The following is a 19,135-nucleotide window of genomic DNA, read 5'->3' as shown; positions in this document are numbered from 1 at the left end:
TCCTTGTTCCAGTCCGTCTTGCCGGACGCGGCGGGGTAGATGTCGATCGCGTCCGTCGAACGGATCGTGCGCGCGAAGATGTCGTTGCCGGTGCCGCCGTCGTTGGCCGCCAGATTGCTCGACGTCGAGGCGAAAGTCGGCCCAAAGCACGAAGACACCTTCAGCGATCTTGCACCCCGTAACGGATCGACTATCATCGTAATTCGGCAAACCTGAAGATGCTGATTCGTATTTCTATCAATTACTGATGGATGTTTTCTGCCAGACCTGATGCACAAGGCTCTGCTTGAACGGGGTCAAAAGCAGAAACATTTTGTTTCAGCAGCGATTTGAGTGGTCGATCACGGGTCTGGAGCGAAGGGGGACCAGCGATGACTTACGCGATAACGGCGGCCGCCTCTCGGGCCGAGGTCGCCCTGCAGGTCGTGCAGACCGCGGCGGCCGACCGGACGGGAAAGGCTGCGACCGCGTCGACCGCCGCATTCCGCTCGCCCGACCCGCGCACCGGCCGCAGCTTCGCCATCGGGACGGCGGATGCGATCCTGGGCCTCGTGCACGCCCAGGCCCAGGCCCGTGCCCAGGTGGCGCTCGGCCAGAGCAGCGCCCACGGAGAGGCTGAGGCGCAGGCTTCGAGCGAGGGCAGCGCTTCGGACGAGGCCCACGCCTGGAGCAGCGGGTCCGGCGAGGGGTCGAGCGGGGGCGCGGCCGCTCAGCCCGCCGACAACGCGGCCCAGGCTCACCCGATCGGCACCGCCGTCCAGAGCCAGACGATCGTCACCGTCTCGGTCGAAGTCCAGACCTACAACGTCACCGCAAACAGGCCGCCCAAGGATGTGCGGGACTGGTGGGAGAACGTGCCGGACGCGCGCAGATTTCTGGACGCGGCCTACAAGCGGCTGGGTGAAACCGCTGATACGCCGCGCTCCCTCGACGATTGGTGCATCAAGGTCGGCTTCCTGACGCTAAGCCGCGGAACGCTCGGCGCGATCGCCGACAGTTCATCGGGAAAATTTACTCAAGAAGAAATGCGAGCAGCGCAAGCTGCAACGAGCGTATGGGATCACGTCTGGGGTACGCCCTGATCGACTCTTCAAGTATCGGCCGACACCTAGCCCTGCGCGAGCCATATCACCGCTCGCACAGGGCTTCTTGTATCGTGCGGCGCCAAAACAGGCGCCGCTGGCATGCCACGCCCCCAGCAGTCGAAATTTAAGTAGCCCGGCACGACCGCCGCCGTGCCGGGCCGATTGGATCGCCGGCTGCGCTCAGGCCTGATCAGATCTCCAAGCCGGTCAAGCCGTGGCTCTCCTGCACGCTCACGCTCGCCGCTGACGTCGCGTCAGGTGCGTGAAGATGCACCGTCACATCATGGCTCTCCACGCCGCCATGACCGTCGTCGATCGTCACCGTGAACGTGTCGTCCTTCGTCGTCCCCGCCGCCAGCTTCTTGAAGTCCTCGGCCAGCAGCCGGTAGCGCCAGCCCACCGCCCCGTAGCCGCCGTTCGGCTCGCTCCGCACGTCGGCAAACAGGTTGCCCAGGTCGCCATCCGCCTTCGCCACGCTCACCGTGTGCGTGTCGTCCCGGTCCGGATCGGTAAACAGCAGGCTCCCGTACTTCCACGCGGCCCCATATTTGCTGAAGTCCGCCCGATGGATGTCGATCGTGTCCGTCGAGCGGATCGTGCGCGCGAAGATGTCGTTGCCGGTGCCGCCGTCGTTGGCCGCCAGATTGCTCGACGTCGAGGCGAAGTACACCTTATCCCCTAGCTTTGGCGAGGCCAGCACCGGATAGCTGTTCCCATCGCCCGGCGTCCCGTCCGACGCGGACGACAACAAGGTCAAATCTTTAGAGTGTCTATCTTTTGCATAAATGTTGATATGCTTGTTGCTGTCGCCCACGTTGCCGATATCGGCACTGGTCGCAAAAAACAACGTCTGTCCATCTTCCGAGAAGGATGGACCGAAGCTGTCACCGTTCAACTCATTGTTGTTTCTGTCCAGTGAAGCGCGGTCAATGATCCCAGTATTCAGATTTTCAATCAGCACATCGGTATGCTTACTCGAATCACCGTGCACTAATTCGGATGAGAATGCGAGAAAATTATTGTCGTTCGGATCGAACGCCAGCCCGTGATACCTGTCGACGTTCGTCGCCACGCGATTGAGGTGTCCGTCGCTGAAATACTTCACGAACAGATCAGGCGCGCCGTTCGTGTCCCCACCCACGAGGTTCGACGCCTCGGAGATGAAGGCCAGCCGCGTGCCGTCCGCCGACCAGGCCAGCGGCGACACGCTGTCGCCGTTGCCGGGCTTGTGGCTCGCGTCCTCGGAGATCCGGCTGAGGTTGCCCGTGACGAGGTCCTTCACGTAGACGTGCCAGGTCCTCAGGTCGGTGCCGTCGAGGATGCTGCTGTCCGAGTAGCAGAAGGCGATCTTCGACCCGTCCGGCGAGAGGGCCGGATACAGCACGTCGCCGTAGCCCTGCTTGCCGTTCCAGCCCGTGTCGACGCGCTGGACCAACCCATTCCCCTCCCAGCTCACGTCCTTCACGAACAGATCCGGCCGGTCGTTCGTGTCGCCGTTCACGATGTTGGTGGCTCTTGAGATGTAGGCGACCTTCTTGCCGTCGCGGGAGATGACCGGCTGGTAACTGGCGCCGTTGGCGTCGCTGGGCGTGACCAGGGTCGTAAAGCCGAACTGTGTGTCTCTCAGAAAGATATGTTCTTTGTCGCTGTAGTTCCCGCCCGTGAGATTGCTGGCGAACGAGGCGAAGACGATGCTGTCTCCGTCCTCGCCTTTCCCAACACTGATGTCCCTGTCCGTCCAGGCGTTGGCCTTCTCACCCTTGAAGGCCCAGGCGTACTTGGACGTCAGGAGATCGACGGGACCGTTCCCGACGATCTGATTCGCGATGAGATAACTAGGATTGGTGTTGGAAGAATCCGACATCGTTCAATTCCTGCGTTGCACGTTGCGACATCGCCTGTTGCGCCCAGTCCAGACATGGGTTTTCCGACCGGGCGTGATGCGGGCAACCCTCCGTCTTCTTGAGGTTTCCCAAGCAGTCTGCACCCAGACACGCAGATGTCACCTGATTTTTTCTTGGATCTCCTCTGGAACTGCATTCCTAATACTTTAGAACTGTTGAAACGATTCCCCTCGATCTGCTGCGTAGGTTTGGCGCCCCCGGCCGCGCGGGGCGCCTGCGGTGCCGCTCGACGACGTTAGATTGTACGCATAGGGCAGACTTGCGCGCTGCGAGCGGGCAATCAGGTTCGGTGCGATGGCGGGCGAGCGCGGCAAACCGCGCGGGGCCGAGCCGTTGCGGCGCCGACCGATCCCGCCGATATCCAAAAGCCGGCGCACGAGGCGCCGCGAACAGCGAAAGACATGCCGGAGCTTCCCGAGGTCGAGACGGTGCGGCGCGGGCTGGAGCCCGCGATGGTCGGCGCGCGCTTCAGCCGCGTCACCCTGCGCCGGCCCAACCTGCGCTTCCCCTTCCCCGAGCGCTTCGCCGCCCGGCTGGAGGGCCGCACCGTGACGGGGCTCGCGCGCCGGGCGAAGTACCTCACCGCCGATCTCGATTCCGGCGAGACCTTGATCATGCATCTCGGCATGAGCGGCCGGTTCGACGTGGCTTTGCCCGATGGCAGCAACCTCTCACCGGGGGATTTCTACCTGGAGGGGGCACAGGGCACGCCCAAGCACGACCACGTGGTGATGGCGATGAGCACCGGCGCCACCGTCACCTACAACGACGCCCGCCGCTTCGGCTTCATGGACCTCGTCCCGAGCCGGGACCTCGCGACCTGCCGCCACTTCGCCAAGATGGGCGTCGAGCCCCTCGACGGACTCACCGGCGCGGTGATCGCGCAGCTCTTCCGCCACAAGATCACGCCGCTGAAGGCCGCCCTCCTGGATCAGCGCCTCATCGCGGGGCTCGGCAACATCTATGTCTGCGAGGCCCTGCACCGGGCGCGGCTGCATCCCGAGACCCCGGCAGGCAGCCTCGCGCGACCCGATGGGCGGCCGACCCCCAGGGCCAATGCGCTCGCCAAGGCGATCGTGCAGGTGCTGGAGGAGGCCGTGAAGGCCGGCGGCTCGACCCTGCGCGACTACGCCCACACGGATGGCAGCGCGGGCGCCTTCCAGCACGCCTTCCGGGTCTACGACCGGGTCGGCCTCGCCTGCAGTCGGCCGGGCTGCGGCGGCGCGATCACCCGGATCGTGCAGGCCAACCGCTCGACCTTCTTCTGCGCGACCTGCCAGCCTCCCGGCTGACTGCGGCGATCCGTACCGTTTCGCGCCGCGGAACGGCATTTTCGCCACAAACCCGGCTAGGGTCGCAGGCCTCGACGTGCGCACCCGGTTGCGGGCAGCCGATCCCGGCCCGCGATGCGTGACGGGCCGCGCGGACCCAGACAGGATCCCGATGTTCTTCCGCCGCTCAAAGTTGCCCGCGCCCGAACGCATCGTGCAGGATCCGACGGACGAGCCCGCCCTGCCGCAGCGGCTCTCGCCGCGTTCGCCCGGCGAGGCGATCAAGCCGACCGTCGCGCCCCCGCCCCCGGAGCGGCCCGAGCGCGAGCGCAGCGGCTTCGTCGGCGTCGTCAGCGGCGCGCTGACCTTCGCGGTGGTCATCGCCATCGCGGCGATGATCGGCATCACGCTGTTCCAGCGGCAGGTGCGCGAGGCGGGGCCGCTTGGCGCCGACAAGGTCGTGGTGATCCCGCCGAGCGGCACCACCGAGATCGCCGAGACCCTGAAGCGCGAGGGCGTGATCGACCATACCGGCCTGTTCGAATTCGCCGCCCGCTTCGGCGGACGGCCCGCGCTCCGGGCCGGCGAGTACGCGTTCAAGGCCCATGCCAGCATCGCCGATGCGCTCGACACGATCGCCACCGGCCGGCAGGTCCAGCACGCCATCACCTTCCCGGAGGGCCTGACCTCCGAGCAGATCGTGAACCGCCTCAACGACAACGACGTGCTCACCGGCGAGATCAACGAGATCCCGCCGGAGGGGTCGCTCCTGCCCGACACCTACAAGTTCGAGCGCGGCGCCACGCGCCAGAAGATCATCGACCTGATGAAGGCCAAGCAGCGCGAGGTGCTGAACCAGATCTGGCTCCGCCGCAGCGCCGACGTCCCGGTGCGGACCCCGGCCGAGATGGTCACGCTGGCCTCCATCGTCGAGAAGGAGACCGGCCGCGCCGACGAGCGGCCCCGGGTGGCGGGCGTGTTCATCAACCGCCTGAACAAGCGGATGAAGCTGCAATCGGACCCGACGATCGTCTACGGACTCGTGGGCGGGCGCGGCACGCTGGGCCGCGGGATCATGCGCTCCGAGATCGACCGGCCGACGCCCTACAACACCTACGTGATCGAGGGCCTGCCGCCGGGCCCGATCGCCAATCCCGGCAAGGCCGCCCTGGAGGCGGTGGCCAACCCGTCCCGGACCAAGGACCTCTATTTCGTGGCGGACGGCACCGGCGGCCACGCGTTTGCGGATTCGCTGGAGGCGCATCAGCGCAACGTCGCCCGGTGGCGGGCGGTGGAGAAGAGCCGGCAGGCGCCGCCGGACGCGGTCGACAAGGTCGAGCCGGGCCCGGATCCGGCCGTCCCGGGCCGTGCCTCGGCCTACGCGCCGGGGGGCGTTCCCGGCGGCGATGGCGCGGGGAGCACGAACGCCGCCTTCCTCGACACGAGCACGCCGGCCAGCCGGGCCTTCGACGCCTCCGAGGGCACGCGGCTCGATCCGCTGAAGAACCGCAGCTACGATCTCGGCTCGCCCAAGACCGTGCCGTCGCTCGCGGCGCCGACGCCCGCACCGAAGGGGCGGCGCTGAGGTTCGACGCCTGAGGCCGCCGCGCACCACGCTGCTGAACAGGAAGGCGCATCGGCGCGGCGAGCCATTCAAGACCCGCTTCCGAGTGTCCGAGATGGACAATTCAGGGGCGTGGACCGCCCATGATGCGTCCCTCCCGGCGGCGAATGGCAAGTCGGCCAGCGTCAGGCCTGTCCGTCAAGGATGACGGGTGAGCCCGCGAACCAGCTTCCGCTCCCGAAGCTTGAGGAAGGTTCTGGCGATGGCCGCCATGACAGGTCCCGGGAGGTGCCGTCGATAGGCGAACGCACCTGTCCCGGGGACGCGACCCAGTCCCGAATTCGGCCACCGGTCGATGTTGACCTCCGAGATGATGGCCCAAGAGGGCTTGTCGCCGGGCAGGCCGACGTAAGCCTTGGTGTCCAGACTGAGTTCGATACCCAGTGCTCCGCATCCGGCGGGTCGGTCTGGATGGGGACGATGACGATGTCGCCTTCGCTCGCCGTGTAGTCCACGACGTTTCTTCCGGACCTCTCGTCGATCAGAGTCGCGCCGGTCAGGACCTCTCCGGCCTTGAGGACCAGCAGGATGCACGCCGGACGCTCTTTCGGGTTCTCGACGCCTTCGTCATGGTGGCGGGGCCGTAGATAATCGTAGCGGAAGACGAGCCCGGGAACCGGCTCAGGGAGCGAGGCTGCCACGCTCGGTCTCCTCGTCGAGCAAAGCTGCCAAGCCGCCAGCGACCACGCATTCGGCGTCAGGATGCGCTTCCGCGATCGCCTGGAGACGCGCCACCGCACTGTCCGGCAAAGACTCGGGCCCGGCCACGAGATCGACGCCCGGGCGCCGGGCATATTCCTCGACGGTCATCATGATGAACCGGGGCTTGTCGTGATAGGTCAGCAGGACCGGTGACTTCAAAGCGGCCTTCTGAACGTCCGCTGTCCTGCGCTGAAGATCCGTGGTTCCGAAGGTCAGCATCGGTCGCCCCACCATTTTACGTAAATTACGTATTTTTGGAAATTCCATCAAGGACCCGGGCCGGCCGGGAGGCCCGGTGCCGCCATGGCATGCCTCTCGATGAGCGGCGGCGCTCTCCCTCGGGAACGGCCTCACGCTGAGGATCTCGACGGCCCCGCGATCGAGCCGATGTGGACGGATGCCGACGCCATGACGCAGGTTAGCCGGCCGGGACGACCGCGACCTGGCCCCCGTTCCGGTGTCCACACGCATGTCATCCGTGGCACGACCGCCCAACCGCCTCTTCCCGGCGGGACGATCCGTGCTACAGGCGCCGATCTTCTCCGCAACGGGGTTCGCCATGGCCCAGATCGCGAGCATGACCGGCTTCGCCCGGATCGCGGGCGCGACCGGATCGGTCCACTGGGCCTGGGAGGTCCGCAGCGTCAACGGGCGCAGCCTGGAGGTGCGCGTCCGTGTGCCGGCCGGCCAGGACGGCCCCGGCGAGGCGGCCCGCGCCGCCCTCCAGAAGGCCCTCTCCCGCGGCCAGTGCCAGCTGACCCTCACCCTGACCAAGCCGGAATCGGCCGCGCGGGTGCGGATCAACGAGTCGCTGCTGGCGAGCCTCGCCCAGGCGGTGGCGCGGGTGCCGGTCCCCGAGGGCGTGGCCCCCGCCACGATGGACGGGCTGCTCGGCCTGCGGGGCGTCGTCGAGGTCGAGGACGAGACGGCCGATACCGCGGCCCTCACCCGGGATCTGACCGAGGGGGCGGCCCGGCTGGTGGCGGATCTCGTGGCGGCGCGCCGGGCCGAGGGGCGCCAGCTCGAACAGGTCGTCACCGCCCAGGTCGACCGGATCGCGGCGCTCACCCAGGCCGCGGAGGAGAACCCGGCCCGGCAGCCCGAGGCGGTGCGTGCCCGGCTGGAGGCGGCCATCGCGGCGCTCGGCAGCAGCGGACTCGATCCGGACCGGCTCCATCAGGAAGCGATGCTGCTCGCCGGCAAGGCGGATGTGCGCGAGGAGCTCGACCGGCTGCGGGCGCACGTGGCGAGCGCCCGCGAGCTCCTGGCGGCGGGCGGCGCGATCGGCCGGCGCCTCGACTTCCTGGCCCAGGAATTCGGCCGCGAGGCCAACACCCTGTGCGCCAAGGCCAACGACATCAGCCTGTCGCGGATCGGACTCGACCTGAAGGCCGTGGTCGAGCAGTTCCGCGAGCAGGTCCAGAACATCGAGTGACGTGAGGATACGGATGCGCAACACCGCGGAGCCCCGCCGATGACCGAACCGGCCGGCAGCGTCTCGGACTCCATCGCCCGGCGCGGGCTGATCCTGATCCTGTCCTCGCCCTCGGGCGCGGGCAAGACCACGCTGACGCGGGCGGTGGCGCAGGACCCCGCCTGGGCGCTCGACCTGTCGATCTCGGTGACCACCCGGGCCCGGCGCCCCTCCGAGATCGACGGGCGGCACTACCACTTCATCGACCGCGAGGCCTTCGAGGACCTGCGCGCCCGTGACGACCTGCTCGAATGGGCCGAGGTTCACGGCAATTTCTACGGGACGCCGCGCCGCCCGGTGGAGAAGGTGCTCGGCGCCGGCCGGGACATGATCTTCGACATCGACTACCAGGGCACGCGGCAGGTGCGCGCCAAGCTCGCCCAGGATGTGGTGACGGTGTTCATCCTGCCGCCCAGTATGGCCGAGCTGCGCCAGCGCCTGGAGCGCCGGGCCGAGGATTCGGCCGAGACGATCGAGAAGCGCCTCGCCAATGCCCGGACCGAGATCCAGCGCTGGGTCGAGTACGATTACGTCATCGTCAACGACGATCTGCAGAACGCCTTCCGGGCGCTCCAGGGGATTTTGGCCGCCGAGCGGCTGAAGCGCGCCCGCCGCACCGGTCTCGCGGCCTTCGTGGACGGGCTGCTGGCCGAGACGGCATAGGGGCTGCCCGCGCCCGTTCGCAGGATCGGGCGCGCTTTCCCCGGGCGCATGGAGCGCCAGCGGAATGCGACCCGAGATCCAGCGCGAAAAGACGTGCGGCGTCCATATTCGGTGCCGCTCCATGGCGCTTGCTGTGCGGGTTCTCGAATCAGCTCCCCCTGCATCCCAGGCGTCCGGGAAAGGATGCGCCCGATAGGGTCGGGCGCGGCCCCTTACCGGCGGATCAGCACGACGCCGCCGATCAGCAGCCCCACCCCGACGAGGCGCGGCAGGTCGATGGGCCGCTGCGCGAGGCCGAGCAGGCCGATCTGGTCGAACAGCACCGAGGCGAGCATCTGGCCCGTCACCAGCAGCGCGAAGAAGGTCGCGGCCCCGAGCTTCGGGACGAGCAGGATCGCGAGCCCGATGAACAGCGCCCCGAACAGCCCGCCGCTCCAGGTCCACCACGGGATGCGGCCGGCCATGCTCGCCGCCGGCACGGGATCGCGCAGGGTGGCGGCCAGGAGCGCCATGCAGGCGAGCCCGACCGTATAGCTGGCGACCCCCGCCCAGGCGGCGGAGGCGAGCCCCACCCGCAGGTTCGCGTTCAGGATCTGCTGCACGACGAGCCCGGCACCCGCCAGGACGGCGAGCAGGGCGGAGAACGCAAGGGCGAGCATCGACGGATCTTTCGGGGGCTGGATCGGGCCGGCATTGACAGCCGGTCCGGCCCATGCCGTCAAATGCCCGGAGGCGACGCGTCCATGCAATCTCGGCATGATCAATCCGGCCCATCTCGACCTGTTCCGCGCCGTGATCCGCCACGGCGGCATGACGCGGGCCGCGCAGGCCCTCGGCGTCGGTCAGCCCCATGTCAGCCGGGCCATCACCCAGCTCGAAGCGGATCTCGGCTTTCCGCTCTTCGTGCGCGGCCATGGCAGCGCGATCCCGACGCTGGAGGGCGAGGCCTTCGCGCATGAGGTCGCGCAGACCTTCGCGGGCCTGGACCATTTGCACCACGCCGCCCGGCGGATCCGGGAGCGCGGCACCGGCTCGTTGCGGATCGCCTGCCAGCCTTCCCTGGCCTCCCGGCTCCTGCCCCGGGCGCTCCGGCGCCTCGACGCGGAATGCCCCGGGCTCCGGATCGCGGTCCACGTGCCGAGCCCGGACACGATCTGGTCCTGGGCGGCCTCGGGGCAATGCGACCTCGGCCTTGCACGGCCGCGATCGGGCTACGCGGCGGTGGAGGCCGAACCGTTCCTTACCCTGGCGGCCGTCTGCGCGCTGCCGCGGCGGCACGCCCTCGCACGCAAGCGGGTCATCACCGCCCGGGATCTGGCCGGGCTGCCGCTGATCTCGGCCGGAGCCGGATCCGTGCAACCCAGCGTCGAGGCGGCCTTCGCGGAAGCCGGCGTGACGCCACGCTTCGAGATGATGGCCGAATACACCGCCGCGCGCTGCGGCCTCGTCGCGCAGGGCCTCGGCCTCGCGATCGTCGATCCGGTGCCGGCCCGGGAGCTGACCGGGCTGCCGATCGTGCTGCGGCCGTTCCGGCCCGAGGCGCCGATCGAGACGTTCCTGCTGCGGCCGGCCGGTCGGCCGACGAGCCGCCTCGCCGAGCGGCTGATCGTCCACCTGAAGGCGGAGCGGGACGCGCTGGCGGCCGAATGAGCCCGCGGACTCAGCCGGCGGCCGGCATGGCGTGCGGCGCGCAGAGCCACGCCCGCATCGCCGCGAAGGTCGCCACCGCCGCCCCGGTCAGCGCGGTTTCCGCCGCCGGATCGTCGGCGAAATCCTCCAGCCGCGTCCGGAAGGCCGCCCACATGGCGCCGGTCCGGGGGCCGTGGGCGCGGTAATAGGTGAGCCCCGTCTCGCTGAAGCCGTGCAGGCCCGCGATGTGCCGGCCGATCAGCTGGCCGCCGAGCGTCGAGCCCTCCAGCACGTAGAGTGCCCCCATCGCCGCCGCAGGGCCGTCGAGCGCGATGGGTTCAGGTCGCGGCAGCGCCACGACCGCCGCCGGGGCGAGGCCGAGATGGTCGAGATCGGCGGCGAGCAGCGCGAGGCGCCGCCGGGGCGCGAGGAACGGCTCGTCGGCGAGCTGCGCGCCGATCGCGTGCTCCCAGCTGGCGTGGAAGCCGTGGAGCCGCGCCAGCAGGTCGCGATAGCCCGGCAGCGTCGCCACCCGCGCCTGCCAGTCGAGGCCGGCCTCCAGCGCGCGGTGCGCCGGGTCGGTGGCGGCGCGCAGGCGCGCATGCAGGCCGTCGCGCCGGATCGGGTTGTCGGGGCTCACGCGGTGATCGTGAAGCAGGCGCCGGGCGTGTTGGCGACGTCGAGCCGGGCGTTGATCTGGTCGAGCATCGCCCGGATCAGCTTCATACCGAGCCCCGAGCCCTTGCCGCGCGCCTTGGCGTCGGCCCAGTCATCGGGCAGGCCGCCGCCGTCGTCGCAGACCCGGAGCTGCACCTCGCCGGGACCGGAGGCCGAGACGCTGACCGCGACGCGGCCGCCGCCGGCCGGCTTCGCGGCATACTTGAAGGCGTTGGTCACGAGCTCCGTGGCGATCAGCGAGAGCGCCACCGCCTTGCGGTAGGGCACCATCAGGCCGGGCTCGGCGGTGAGATCGACCGCGTGGCCCTCGCCGGCGAGTTCCGCGAGGTCGCTGCACAGGTTCTCGATCGTCTGGCCCAGATCGACCTCGTCCACGCGCTCGGCCTGATACAGGCTGTCATGCACCCGGGCGACGCTCATCACCCGGGCCGAGGTGTCGGCGAAGGCCTGCCGGGCCTCGCCATCGGCGATCTGGCGGCGCTGCATCTGCAGGAAGGCCGAGACGATCTGCAGGGAATTCTTGACCCGGTGGTCGATCTCCCGGGTGAGCAGGTCCTTCTGCTCCAGCAGCCGCTCCTTCTCGGCGAGCAGGCTGGTGAGCTCGTCGATCTTGCGGCGCTGGCGCAGGACCACGCCCTCCACCGCCTCCGCGAGGGATCCGGCGAGCTGGATCTGCCACTCGGCCCAGGGGGCGGCAAAGCCCGTGCGCTCCTCGACCCAGCGCTCGAAGGAGCGCCGCGGCAGCACCGCCACCGGGCCGCTGCCGGCGAGCACGGGCTTGCGCGGATCGCCGCCCCAGGTGACCGTGCTGGGCACCTCGGGGCGAAACCAGAGGAGCAGGTTTTCGCGCGACTGGTCCACGAAGGTGGCGAGCAGGCCGCTGGCGATCTCCCGATGCGGGGCCGCGTCCGGGTATTCGGTGGTGAAGCGGCTGCTGCTGTAACTGTACTCACCCACCGGCACCTGCACCCGCAGCCAGCCCGCGATCGCGGTCACGAGCTCCGCAGGCGGCGTGCGGCCGATCAGCGTGACCCGCTCCCCCGAGACGATCCCGGCGCCGGTGGCGCTGAACAGGTCGAGCAGGGTGATCCCGCCCTCGGTCAGGGCGGCCACGAAATCGTCGGAGCGGGTCAACCGCCGCACGAGGCGGCCCTCGACGTCGAGATGCGCCTGCCGCTCGGCCCAGAGCCGGCGGGACTCGATCTCCTGCACCCGCATGGCGAAGGCGTCGGTGAGCACGGTGGCGGCCGCGCGGGTCTCGGGCGTGACGTAGTGCGGGCGGCGGTGATGCCCGATCATCAGACCCCAGAGGCGGCCCTCGACCATGATGGAGATCGACATGGAGCCGTTCACGCCGAGGTTGCGCTGATACTCCAGGTGGATCGGCGACAGCGTCCGGTGCTGCGCGAAGGTCAGGTCGATCGGGCCGTTGCCGGCGCCCGCCGCCGAGACCAGCCCCACCGGCACGCTGTCGCGGTCGATCACGAAGCGGCTCCTGGCCTTGGTGTAGAGCGCGCGCGCCTGGGCGGGGATGTCGGAGGCGGGGAAGCGCAGACCGAGCAGGCTGCGCGACCAGTCGCGCACCTTGTCCTCGGCCACCGCCTCGCCGTTCCAGTCCCCGTCGAACCGATAGACCAGCACGGCCTCGAACCCGGTGAGCGCCCGGATCTCCAGGGCCGCGATCCGGGCGGCCTCCGCGAGGGTCTCGGCCTCCCGCAGGCGCCCGACGGCGAGTTCCGTATCGACCTGGCTGGCGGTGGCGAAATCCTCGGCCGAATCCGGCTCCAGCTCCAGCTCGACGATCAGCCGCCCGGCATGGGCGTGGGCGACCGCGTAATAGGTCGCGTCACGGCCCGGAAGGGTGAGCCGGGCACGCACCGAGCGGCCGTCCTCCAGGGTCTCCTCCGCCAGCCGACGCCGGACGGTCTCGACGAAGCCCGCGGGCAGGATCTCGGCCAGCGGCCGCCCCGCGAGCGGCGGCGCGGTCGGATCGACGATCTCGTCGACATTGGCGGAATAGGCGAGGACCGACAGGGTGCCGGCATCGGCGGCCAGCATCACGGCGTTGGGCTGGATCGAGCCCGGGATGTGGATCGGCTCGCGCTCGCACAGGCTGGCATCCACCGGCTCGGCCCGGACCCGCCGCCCGATCGCCGCCAGGACGGCCTCCCGCGACAGGCCGGCGCCCAGGCTCTCGAGCGGGTCGATCGTCAGCCACGTCACCGGCGGCCCGCCCGCCATCGTGCCGTGGCGCATATGGATGCGGGCGCGCAGCGGCTGCGGCACCCGGCCGAACACGTAGTCGAACCGCTCGTCCAGGGCACCGCGGCGCGCACCGGCGAGAAAGCGGCCCCGAAAATTCGGGACGTTGGCCCCGGGCATCACATCGCGAAAATAGTCACGGCCCAGGACAGCCTCGCGCGCGAAACCCGAGAGCACGCTCGCGCCTTCGCTGAAGGCCACGACCGCGCCGGCCGCGTCCAGACCGATCACCCCCTGGTCCAGGCGGTCGATCGCATCGGGCGCGAGCGCATCGAGGTCAATCGTGCTGTCGTCGGCCGGACTCGGCGGCATCAGGAACCCAAGCAGATCATCAAACGGGTATGGCGATGAGATGGGCGGAGCGCAATGCTCGCGATCGCGACACGATCAGCACCCGTTTTTCTTCTTTGGCAGGTTCGTGAGCGCAGTCGTCAGCGCCTCTTCCACGGTCGGATGATAGATCGGCCGTTCGATCACATCCTGGGCGGTGAGCCCGTCCGCGACCGCGTCGGTGAGGAGATGGGCGAGGTGCTCAACGGCGGGGCCGAACATCTCGCCGCCGAGCAGCCGCCCGTCCCGATCGGCCCAGATCCGGATGCCGCCCTGGTTGCGGCCTTCGACGCGGGCGCGGCCCTGATCGGAAAAATCCATCGCCCCGATCACGCGGTTGTCAGCGTCCGGCGCGTAGGGCGCGCCGATCGCGGCAGCCTGCGGATGGGTGAACACCATGGCCAGGCGCGTCCAGGGCGCCACCGCCTGGATCGGCCGCCCAAGCGCCAGGGCGGCTGCGTTGGCGCCCGCAATCTTGCCCTGACGGCTCGCCTCGTGGAGCACCGGCCGCCAGGCATCGGCATCGCCCGCGATCAGGATCGGCGCCCCCGCGCAGACCAGGGTGTGGTGGTCGAACGCCGGGACACCGTCCTCGCCGCGATGCAGGCCGGCTGCGGCGAGATCGAGATCGCCGAGGTTCGGCGCGCGACCGGCGGCAGCCAGGATCCGCGCGGCCCGCGTCACCTGCCCGCGCCCATGGCGATCGGTCCAGTCGAGGCGCACCCTGTCGCCCTCCGGTTCGGCCCGCTCCAGCGTGGCGCCGAGATGCAGGTCCAGCTCGCCGCCGAAGATCGCGGCGGCCTGTCGGGTGAGATCCGGCTCGCTCAGACCCGCGACCGTGTCGCCGGCATCGAGCACCGTGACGGCGACGCCGAGCCGCGCCATCGCCTGGGCGATCTCGATCCCGACCGCACCGGCCCCGAGGACGACGAGGGAGTCCGGCAGATCGGGGATCTCGAACAGGGTATCGGTGGTGAGGAGGCGCTCGCCGAGACCGTGCAGGGGTTTCGGCACGGTCGGGCTCGACCCCGTGGCGATGATCGCGGCCCGGAACCGGATCCGCGTATCCTCCCCGACCGCCAGGGTCCGGCCGTCGATGAACCGGGCACTGCCATCGATGCGGTCCTCCGCGGGGAAACCGTCCAGCCCCTCGAAGACGCTGCCGACGAAGCGGTCGCGCTCGGACCGGAGGCGGGCCATCACGGCGGGTCCGTCCACCGTGACATCCGAGACGCGAATCCCGAACAGATCGGTGTTGCGCGCCGCATGGGCGGCGGTCGCGGCCGCGATCAGCAGCTTGGAGGGCATGCAGCCGACGCGGGCACAGGTGGTGCCGCCGGGGCCGCGCTCGATCAGGACGGCGTGGGCGCCGGCCTCGGTGGCGGCGCGATAGGCGGCGATCCCCGCCGTCCCGGCGCCGATCACCGCCACATCGCACGCCAGCTCGCGCATCGTTCAACCCCCGGCCGCCCGCCGAGGCCAAAGTTTCACGGCCGAGGTTCGTTCCACCTGCGCGCACGCGTCTCAGGTGGGCGGAAGGGGGCGGCGAACGGTGTGTGATGGACGCGTCGAAGAACGGATCCGTGCATCCCCCTCTCCCCTCTGCGGGGGAGGGTGGCCCCTGCGTCAGGCCGGGTCGGGAGAGCGAACCCAAAGTTCCGGCAACCTATCCGGGTCTGAGGAAGAAGCCGTCGGCGATCCTGCTCTCCCGCAGCCCTGACAGCCTGAGGGGAAACGATCCAACCGACGGGCCCCCACCCCGGGTGGGGCGTTCCTTCCGGAACAGCCCTTCACTACCACCGCGCGCTGTTACAAGGGGACCCGGGTTCCGGACTGGGCGCAGCCTTCATGAAGGCCGGCGTTTCATTCTGCACCGTCGCTCCCCCCCTCGCGGGACTTCGTCCCGACCCGACCCCCTTCGCGGGCCACCCTCCCCCGCAGAGGGGGGAGGGAGGGCATGTGTCGGGTTCGGATCAGGATGTACCTGCGGAAGGGCCGCGCAGGCTTCGAAGGAGGGGACGGGTGGAATCGTCCCCGCACGCCCTCAAGCCCGCGCCTCAGCCCCCGCCACCACAGCCCGGATCCGCGGCAGCGCCGCCCGCGCGGCCCGGTACCCGAGCGCGATCCCCTCATCCGCCCGGTGAAAATCGAACAGTCCGAACTTCGCCACGTCCGGCCCGATCGCCACGTCCGGCGGGTCGCGCTCCAGCCGGGAGCGCGAGATCCGGTCCTGGGTGATGTTGAAGGCGTCGAGCACCACCCGGGCGAGGCCCGGCACGGGGGTCTCGGGCTCTGGGCGGGGGAAGCCTCGCAGGCGATCGCGTAGCGCGCTCAGGAAGCCGCGGCGGGGGATGTAGGCCGGGACCTCGCGCACCACCGGGCCGCCGGTGTCGCCGTTGAGGTTCACGCAGATCACGAGGTCGGCGCCGAGCGCCCGGGCGAGCGCCACCGGCACCGGGTTGACCAGCGTGCCGTCCATCAGCAGCCGGCCCTCATGGCTCACCGGCGGGAACAGGCCGGGGATCGCGTAGGAGGCGCGCACCGCGTCCACCGCCGGCCCCTCGGTCAGGCACACCTCCCGGCCGGTCCCGTACTCGGTGGCGACGCAGCCGAACCGGATCGGCAGGCGCTCGATCCGGCGCTCGCCGAGATCGGCGTGGAGCCGCTGGCGCAGGCGGTTGCCGGCGATCAGGCCGGAACCCGGCAGCCGCGGATCGATCAGCCCGACCACCCGGCGCCGAGTCAGAGCCCGCGCAAAAGCCTCCAGCCGGTCGAGGCGCCCGGCCGCGTAGCAGGCGCCGACCACCGCCCCGATCGAGCAGCCCGCCACCACGGTCGGATGGATGCCGGCCTCCTCCAGGGCGCGCAGCACGCCGATATGGGCCCAGCCCCGGGCCGAGCCGCCCCCGAGCGCCAGCCCGACCCGCGGCCCCGCCTTCGGCAGCGGCCGGATCGGCTCGACGGCGCCGGGCTGGAAATACGAGACGGCGGGACAATCTTGCCACCCGGTCGCGGCAAGGGTCGCGCTCATCGTCCGGCGAACTCCAGGGCGGCGCGGCCATCCTGCTGCCGGACGACGGCGCGGTAGAAGCAGTCGCGCCGGCCGGTATGGCAGCAGCCGCCGTCGCCGCCGACCTCGACGCGGATCAGCAGGGCGTCCTGGTCGCAATCGACCCGCATCTCGACGACGCGCTGGATCTGCCCGCTCGTGGCGCCCTTGTGCCAGAGCTCAGCCCGCGAGCGCGACCAGTACCACGCCTCGCCGGTCTCGATCGTCCGGGCCAGCGATTCGGCGTTCATGTGGGCGAGCATCAGCACGCGGCCGTCCCGGGCATCGACCGCGATGCAGGTGATCAGCCCGTCCCGGTCGAAGCGGGGCGTGAAGGCCAAGCCTTCCTCAACCGCGGCGCGGGGGCCGGGGGGCTCGAAGGCGCTGTCGCTCGCGGTCATGGCGTAGAGAGGCGGTCCCTGACTCGGCGCGTGCTGTAGACTACTTGGCGCCGCCGCGCACCAGGGTCAGGAAGCGCACCTGTTCGCTGGCATCGTCCTTGAACACGCCGCGGAACTGGCTGGTGATGGTCGAGACCCCGGCCTTCTGGACGCCGCGCATCGCCATGCAGAGATGCTCGGCCTCCACCATCACGGCGACGCCGCGGGGCTTGAGGATGCTCTCGATCACGTCGGCGATCTGAGCCGTCATGGTCTCCTGCGTCTGCAGCCGGCGGGCGAAGGTGTCGACCACACGCGCGAGCTTCGACAGGCCGACCACGCCCCGGGTCGGATAATAGGCGATGTGGGCGAGCCCCATGAACGGCACCATGTGGTGCTCGCAATGCGAGTGGAACGGGATGTCGCGCACCAGCACGATGTCCGAATAGCCCTCGACCTCCTCGAAGACGCGCTCCAGCAGCTGCTCGGCATCGACGCTGTAGCCGCCGAACAGCTGCTCGTAGGCCTTGGTCACCCGGGCCGGCGTGTCGCGCAGACCCTCGCGGGCCGGGTCGTCGCCGGCCCAGCGCAGGAGCGTGCGCACGGCGGCCTCGGCCTCGGCGCGGCTCGGGCGGCCGGTCTCGATCCCCTCGGGGACGCGGGTGGCGGAGGCCGGTTCCGGCGCGACCTCGACGGGACGGGCCTCATCCACCAGCCGATTGTCATTGCGCATGCCGTCTAGACCTTGCCCGTCAATCCCGTTCGGGGGAAAACCCTGCCCGTTCCGGTGAAACCCCTGGCCGTCGCTCGGATAGGACAGGGACTTGAGCGCGGCATCCATGGCATCTCCGGCCCGGGCAATGCGGGACTTCATCGGGGTGCTGTCGGGCTTGGCGTACATCGGCGGAATCGCGTCGGGCGTGTGAGGGAAGATCCCGGGCCTGAAAAGGTTCAGGCCGGCGCCCCGGGAATGGCCAGAGCCGTGGATACCACCTTGGCCGTGGGCGCGACCCTGGTCGACGGTCCGCCTCCTCGCGAAGCGACCGTCAGGCGCCTATATCATCGTTCGCGGGGCAACGCGCAATGCGCGAACCGCGCGGCAGCGTCCCGACGGGACCTGTACCCACGGCCGAGGACCCGATGCTCGACGATATCTACAACCGCCGCATCCTCGAACTCGCCGCCGATATCCCCCGGCTCGGCCGGCTGGAGAACCCGGATGCCAGCGCCACCGCCCATTCCCGCCTGTGCGGCTCGACCGTGACGGTGGATCTCGTCCTCGGCGCGGATGGCCGGGTGACCGACTTCGCCCAGGAAGTCCGGGCCTGCGCGCTCGGCCAGGCCTCCTCGTCGCTGATGGGCCGGCACGTGGTCGGCGCCAGCGCCGAGGAGCTGCGCGGCGTGCGCGCGGCCATGCGGGCGATGCTCAAGGAGAACGGCCCGGCCCCCGACGGCGCCTGGGCGGATCTTGCCGTGCTGGAGCCGGTGCGGGAGTTCAAGGCGCGCCACGCCTCGACCCTCCTGACCTTCGACGCGGTGGTGGACGCCCTCGACCAGATCGCCGCCAAGCGGCAGGCCGCCTGACGGCATGGTCCGGCGCGCGGCGCATTGGGGGATCCGCGCCTATCAGCTCACCCTGTCGGGGCTGATCGGCCGCCAATGCCGCCACTGGCCGAGCTGCTCCGAATATACCGACGCCGCCATCACCCGGCACGGGCTATGGCCGGGGGGCTGGATGGGTTTTGCCCGGATCTGCCGCTGCGGGCCGTTCGGCACCCATGGGATCGACCTCGTGCCGGAGCGGCTGCCGGAGGGCGCGGCATGGTACCGCCCCTGGGCCTATGCCCGCTGGCGCGGCGTCGAGGCGCCGCCTTCGCCCTTCGCGTGTGAAGCCGTGGGCGAGGGGGCTTCGGGAGACGGGGGTTGAGGGGTGTCGTTCTTGTTTTGTTTCACGTGAAACAGGCGTGAGGGCGCGGGGAATCGCATTTCAAAACATGTCACGGACTCTCCCTCCCCCCCTGTGGGGGAGGGCGATTGCATATGAGTAGATTGGCAGTTGCTCTGTCATCGGCGATCGACTCTGA

General features: G+C 69.9%; 18 protein-coding genes. 9 read left to right on the top strand and 9 right to left on the bottom strand.

Annotated elements, in window-relative coordinates; all coding sequences use genetic code 11:
• Positions 1-39: 39 nt before the first annotated feature.
• Positions 40-216: a hypothetical protein gene (locus FVE89_RS17520; RefSeq protein ID WP_160535237.1), complete on the top strand. Its 177-nt coding sequence runs from the start codon at positions 40-42 to the stop codon at positions 214-216.
• A 209-nt stretch (positions 217-425) separates the two neighbouring features.
• On the top strand, positions 426-1,082 hold the full coding sequence (locus FVE89_RS17515; protein WP_160535236.1) for a hypothetical protein: 657 nt from the start codon (positions 426-428) through the stop codon (positions 1,080-1,082).
• Positions 1,083-1,275: 193 nt separating this feature from the next.
• On the opposite strand, the gene FVE89_RS17510 is transcribed toward FVE89_RS17515, so the two are convergent.
• On the bottom strand, positions 1,276-2,949 hold the full coding sequence (locus tag FVE89_RS17510; RefSeq protein WP_160535235.1) for a VCBS domain-containing protein: 1,674 nt from the start codon (positions 2,947-2,949) through the stop codon (positions 1,276-1,278).
• A 441-nt stretch (positions 2,950-3,390) separates the two neighbouring features.
• Between FVE89_RS17510 and mutM the strand changes: the two genes are divergently transcribed.
• Positions 3,391-4,281, top strand: a complete 891-nt coding sequence (gene mutM / locus FVE89_RS17505) for a bifunctional DNA-formamidopyrimidine glycosylase/DNA-(apurinic or apyrimidinic site) lyase (protein WP_160535234.1) — start codon at positions 3,391-3,393, stop codon at positions 4,279-4,281.
• A gap of 151 nt (positions 4,282-4,432) precedes the next feature.
• Positions 4,433-5,845: an endolytic transglycosylase MltG gene (gene mltG / locus FVE89_RS17500; protein WP_160535233.1), complete on the top strand. Its 1,413-nt coding sequence runs from the start codon at positions 4,433-4,435 to the stop codon at positions 5,843-5,845.
• Between the two features lie 660 nt (positions 5,846-6,505).
• Here the strand turns inward: mltG and FVE89_RS17495 are convergent.
• Positions 6,506-6,853, bottom strand: a complete 348-nt coding sequence (locus FVE89_RS17495) for a type II toxin-antitoxin system Phd/YefM family antitoxin (protein WP_160535232.1) — start codon at positions 6,851-6,853, stop codon at positions 6,506-6,508.
• A gap of 292 nt (positions 6,854-7,145) precedes the next feature.
• Between FVE89_RS17495 and FVE89_RS17490 the strand changes: the two genes are divergently transcribed.
• Entirely contained in the window at positions 7,146-8,021 is an 876-nt protein-coding gene (locus tag FVE89_RS17490) for a YicC/YloC family endoribonuclease (RefSeq protein WP_160535275.1), read from the top strand.
• 39 nt (positions 8,022-8,060) lie between these two features.
• The gene (gene gmk, locus FVE89_RS17485) at positions 8,061-8,723 is read left to right on the top strand and encodes a guanylate kinase (RefSeq protein ID WP_160535231.1); all 663 of its coding nucleotides are present in this window, start codon (positions 8,061-8,063) and stop codon (positions 8,721-8,723) included.
• A 212-nt stretch (positions 8,724-8,935) separates the two neighbouring features.
• On the opposite strand, the gene FVE89_RS17480 is transcribed toward gmk, so the two are convergent.
• A complete protein-coding gene (locus FVE89_RS17480) occupies positions 8,936-9,382 on the bottom strand; it encodes a DMT family transporter (RefSeq protein WP_160535230.1) in 447 nt (148 codons plus the stop codon).
• Positions 9,383-9,479: 97 nt separating this feature from the next.
• Between FVE89_RS17480 and FVE89_RS17475 the strand changes: the two genes are divergently transcribed.
• Positions 9,480-10,373, top strand: coding sequence for a LysR family transcriptional regulator (locus FVE89_RS17475; RefSeq protein WP_160535229.1), 894 nt, complete (start codon positions 9,480-9,482; stop codon positions 10,371-10,373).
• 10 nt (positions 10,374-10,383) lie between these two features.
• Here the strand turns inward: FVE89_RS17475 and FVE89_RS17470 are convergent, their stop codons facing one another.
• The 6 genes from FVE89_RS17470 to folE form a co-directional block, all read right to left on the bottom strand.
• Positions 10,384-10,974 (bottom strand): biliverdin-producing heme oxygenase, encoded by a 591-nt coding sequence (locus FVE89_RS17470; RefSeq protein WP_160535274.1) that lies wholly within the window; start codon positions 10,972-10,974, stop codon positions 10,384-10,386.
• A 14-nt stretch (positions 10,975-10,988) separates the two neighbouring features.
• On the bottom strand, positions 10,989-13,604 hold the full coding sequence (locus tag FVE89_RS17465) for a histidine kinase dimerization/phosphoacceptor domain -containing protein (protein ID WP_160535228.1): 2,616 nt from the start codon (positions 13,602-13,604) through the stop codon (positions 10,989-10,991).
• Positions 13,605-13,679: 75 nt separating this feature from the next.
• Complete coding sequence (locus FVE89_RS17460; RefSeq protein ID WP_160535227.1) at positions 13,680-15,074, bottom strand: dihydrolipoyl dehydrogenase; 1,395 nt, start codon at positions 15,072-15,074, stop codon at positions 13,680-13,682.
• Positions 15,075-15,666: 592 nt separating this feature from the next.
• The gene (locus tag FVE89_RS17455; protein ID WP_160535226.1) at positions 15,667-16,653 is read right to left on the bottom strand and encodes a patatin-like phospholipase family protein; all 987 of its coding nucleotides are present in this window, start codon (positions 16,651-16,653) and stop codon (positions 15,667-15,669) included.
• Entirely contained in the window at positions 16,650-17,072 is a 423-nt protein-coding gene (hisI, locus tag FVE89_RS17450) for a phosphoribosyl-AMP cyclohydrolase (protein ID WP_160535225.1), read from the bottom strand. Before hisI ends, FVE89_RS17455 begins: the two co-directional genes overlap by 4 nt.
• Before the next feature lie 40 nt (positions 17,073-17,112).
• A complete protein-coding gene (gene folE, locus FVE89_RS17445) occupies positions 17,113-17,925 on the bottom strand; it encodes a GTP cyclohydrolase I FolE (protein WP_246730954.1) in 813 nt (270 codons plus the stop codon).
• Between the two features lie 266 nt (positions 17,926-18,191).
• On the opposite strand from folE, the gene FVE89_RS17440 reads away from it, so the two are divergent.
• Positions 18,192-18,635 carry an iron-sulfur cluster assembly scaffold protein gene (locus FVE89_RS17440; protein WP_160535223.1) on the top strand — a complete coding sequence of 148 codons (444 nt, stop codon included), beginning with the start codon at positions 18,192-18,194 and terminating at the stop codon, positions 18,633-18,635.
• A 4-nt stretch (positions 18,636-18,639) separates the two neighbouring features.
• On the top strand, positions 18,640-18,978 hold the full coding sequence (yidD, locus tag FVE89_RS17435; RefSeq protein ID WP_160535222.1) for a membrane protein insertion efficiency factor YidD: 339 nt from the start codon (positions 18,640-18,642) through the stop codon (positions 18,976-18,978).
• The last annotated feature ends 157 nt before the right edge of the window (positions 18,979-19,135 follow it).

The organism is Methylobacterium sp. 2A, assembly GCF_009806555.1.
Classification (GTDB): Bacteria; Pseudomonadota; Alphaproteobacteria; order Rhizobiales; family Beijerinckiaceae; genus Methylobacterium.
This window is presented reverse-complemented; position numbering and strand designations above follow the sequence as displayed.

Bases quoted from the DNA above. Each gene is read 5' to 3' on its own strand.
- FVE89_RS17520 (WP_160535237.1), top strand. From the start codon at position 40: ATGTCGATCGCGTCCGTCGAACGGATCGTGCGCGCGAAGATGTCGTTG.
- FVE89_RS17510 (WP_160535235.1), bottom strand. From the start codon at position 2,949: ATGTCGGATTCTTCCAACACCAATCCTAGTTATCTCATCGCGAATCAG.
- mutM (WP_160535234.1), top strand. From the start codon at position 3,391: ATGCCGGAGCTTCCCGAGGTCGAGACGGTGCGGCGCGGGCTGGAGCCC.
- mltG (WP_160535233.1), top strand. From the start codon at position 4,433: ATGTTCTTCCGCCGCTCAAAGTTGCCCGCGCCCGAACGCATCGTGCAG.
- FVE89_RS17495 (WP_160535232.1), bottom strand. From the start codon at position 6,853: ATGGAATTTCCAAAAATACGTAATTTACGTAAAATGGTGGGGCGACCG.
- FVE89_RS17490 (WP_160535275.1), top strand. From the start codon at position 7,146: ATGGCCCAGATCGCGAGCATGACCGGCTTCGCCCGGATCGCGGGCGCG.
- gmk (WP_160535231.1), top strand. From the start codon at position 8,061: ATGACCGAACCGGCCGGCAGCGTCTCGGACTCCATCGCCCGGCGCGGG.
- FVE89_RS17480 (WP_160535230.1), bottom strand. From the start codon at position 9,382: ATGCTCGCCCTTGCGTTCTCCGCCCTGCTCGCCGTCCTGGCGGGTGCC.
- FVE89_RS17475 (WP_160535229.1), top strand. From the start codon at position 9,480: ATGATCAATCCGGCCCATCTCGACCTGTTCCGCGCCGTGATCCGCCAC.
- FVE89_RS17465 (WP_160535228.1), bottom strand. From the start codon at position 13,604: ATGCCGCCGAGTCCGGCCGACGACAGCACGATTGACCTCGATGCGCTC.
- FVE89_RS17460 (WP_160535227.1), bottom strand. From the start codon at position 15,074: ATGCGCGAGCTGGCGTGCGATGTGGCGGTGATCGGCGCCGGGACGGCG.
- FVE89_RS17455 (WP_160535226.1), bottom strand. From the start codon at position 16,653: ATGAGCGCGACCCTTGCCGCGACCGGGTGGCAAGATTGTCCCGCCGTC.
- hisI (WP_160535225.1), bottom strand. From the start codon at position 17,072: ATGACCGCGAGCGACAGCGCCTTCGAGCCCCCCGGCCCCCGCGCCGCG.
- folE (WP_246730954.1), bottom strand. From the start codon at position 17,925: ATGAAGTCCCGCATTGCCCGGGCCGGAGATGCCATGGATGCCGCGCTC.
- FVE89_RS17440 (WP_160535223.1), top strand. From the start codon at position 18,192: ATGCTCGACGATATCTACAACCGCCGCATCCTCGAACTCGCCGCCGAT.
- yidD (WP_160535222.1), top strand. From the start codon at position 18,640: ATGGTCCGGCGCGCGGCGCATTGGGGGATCCGCGCCTATCAGCTCACC.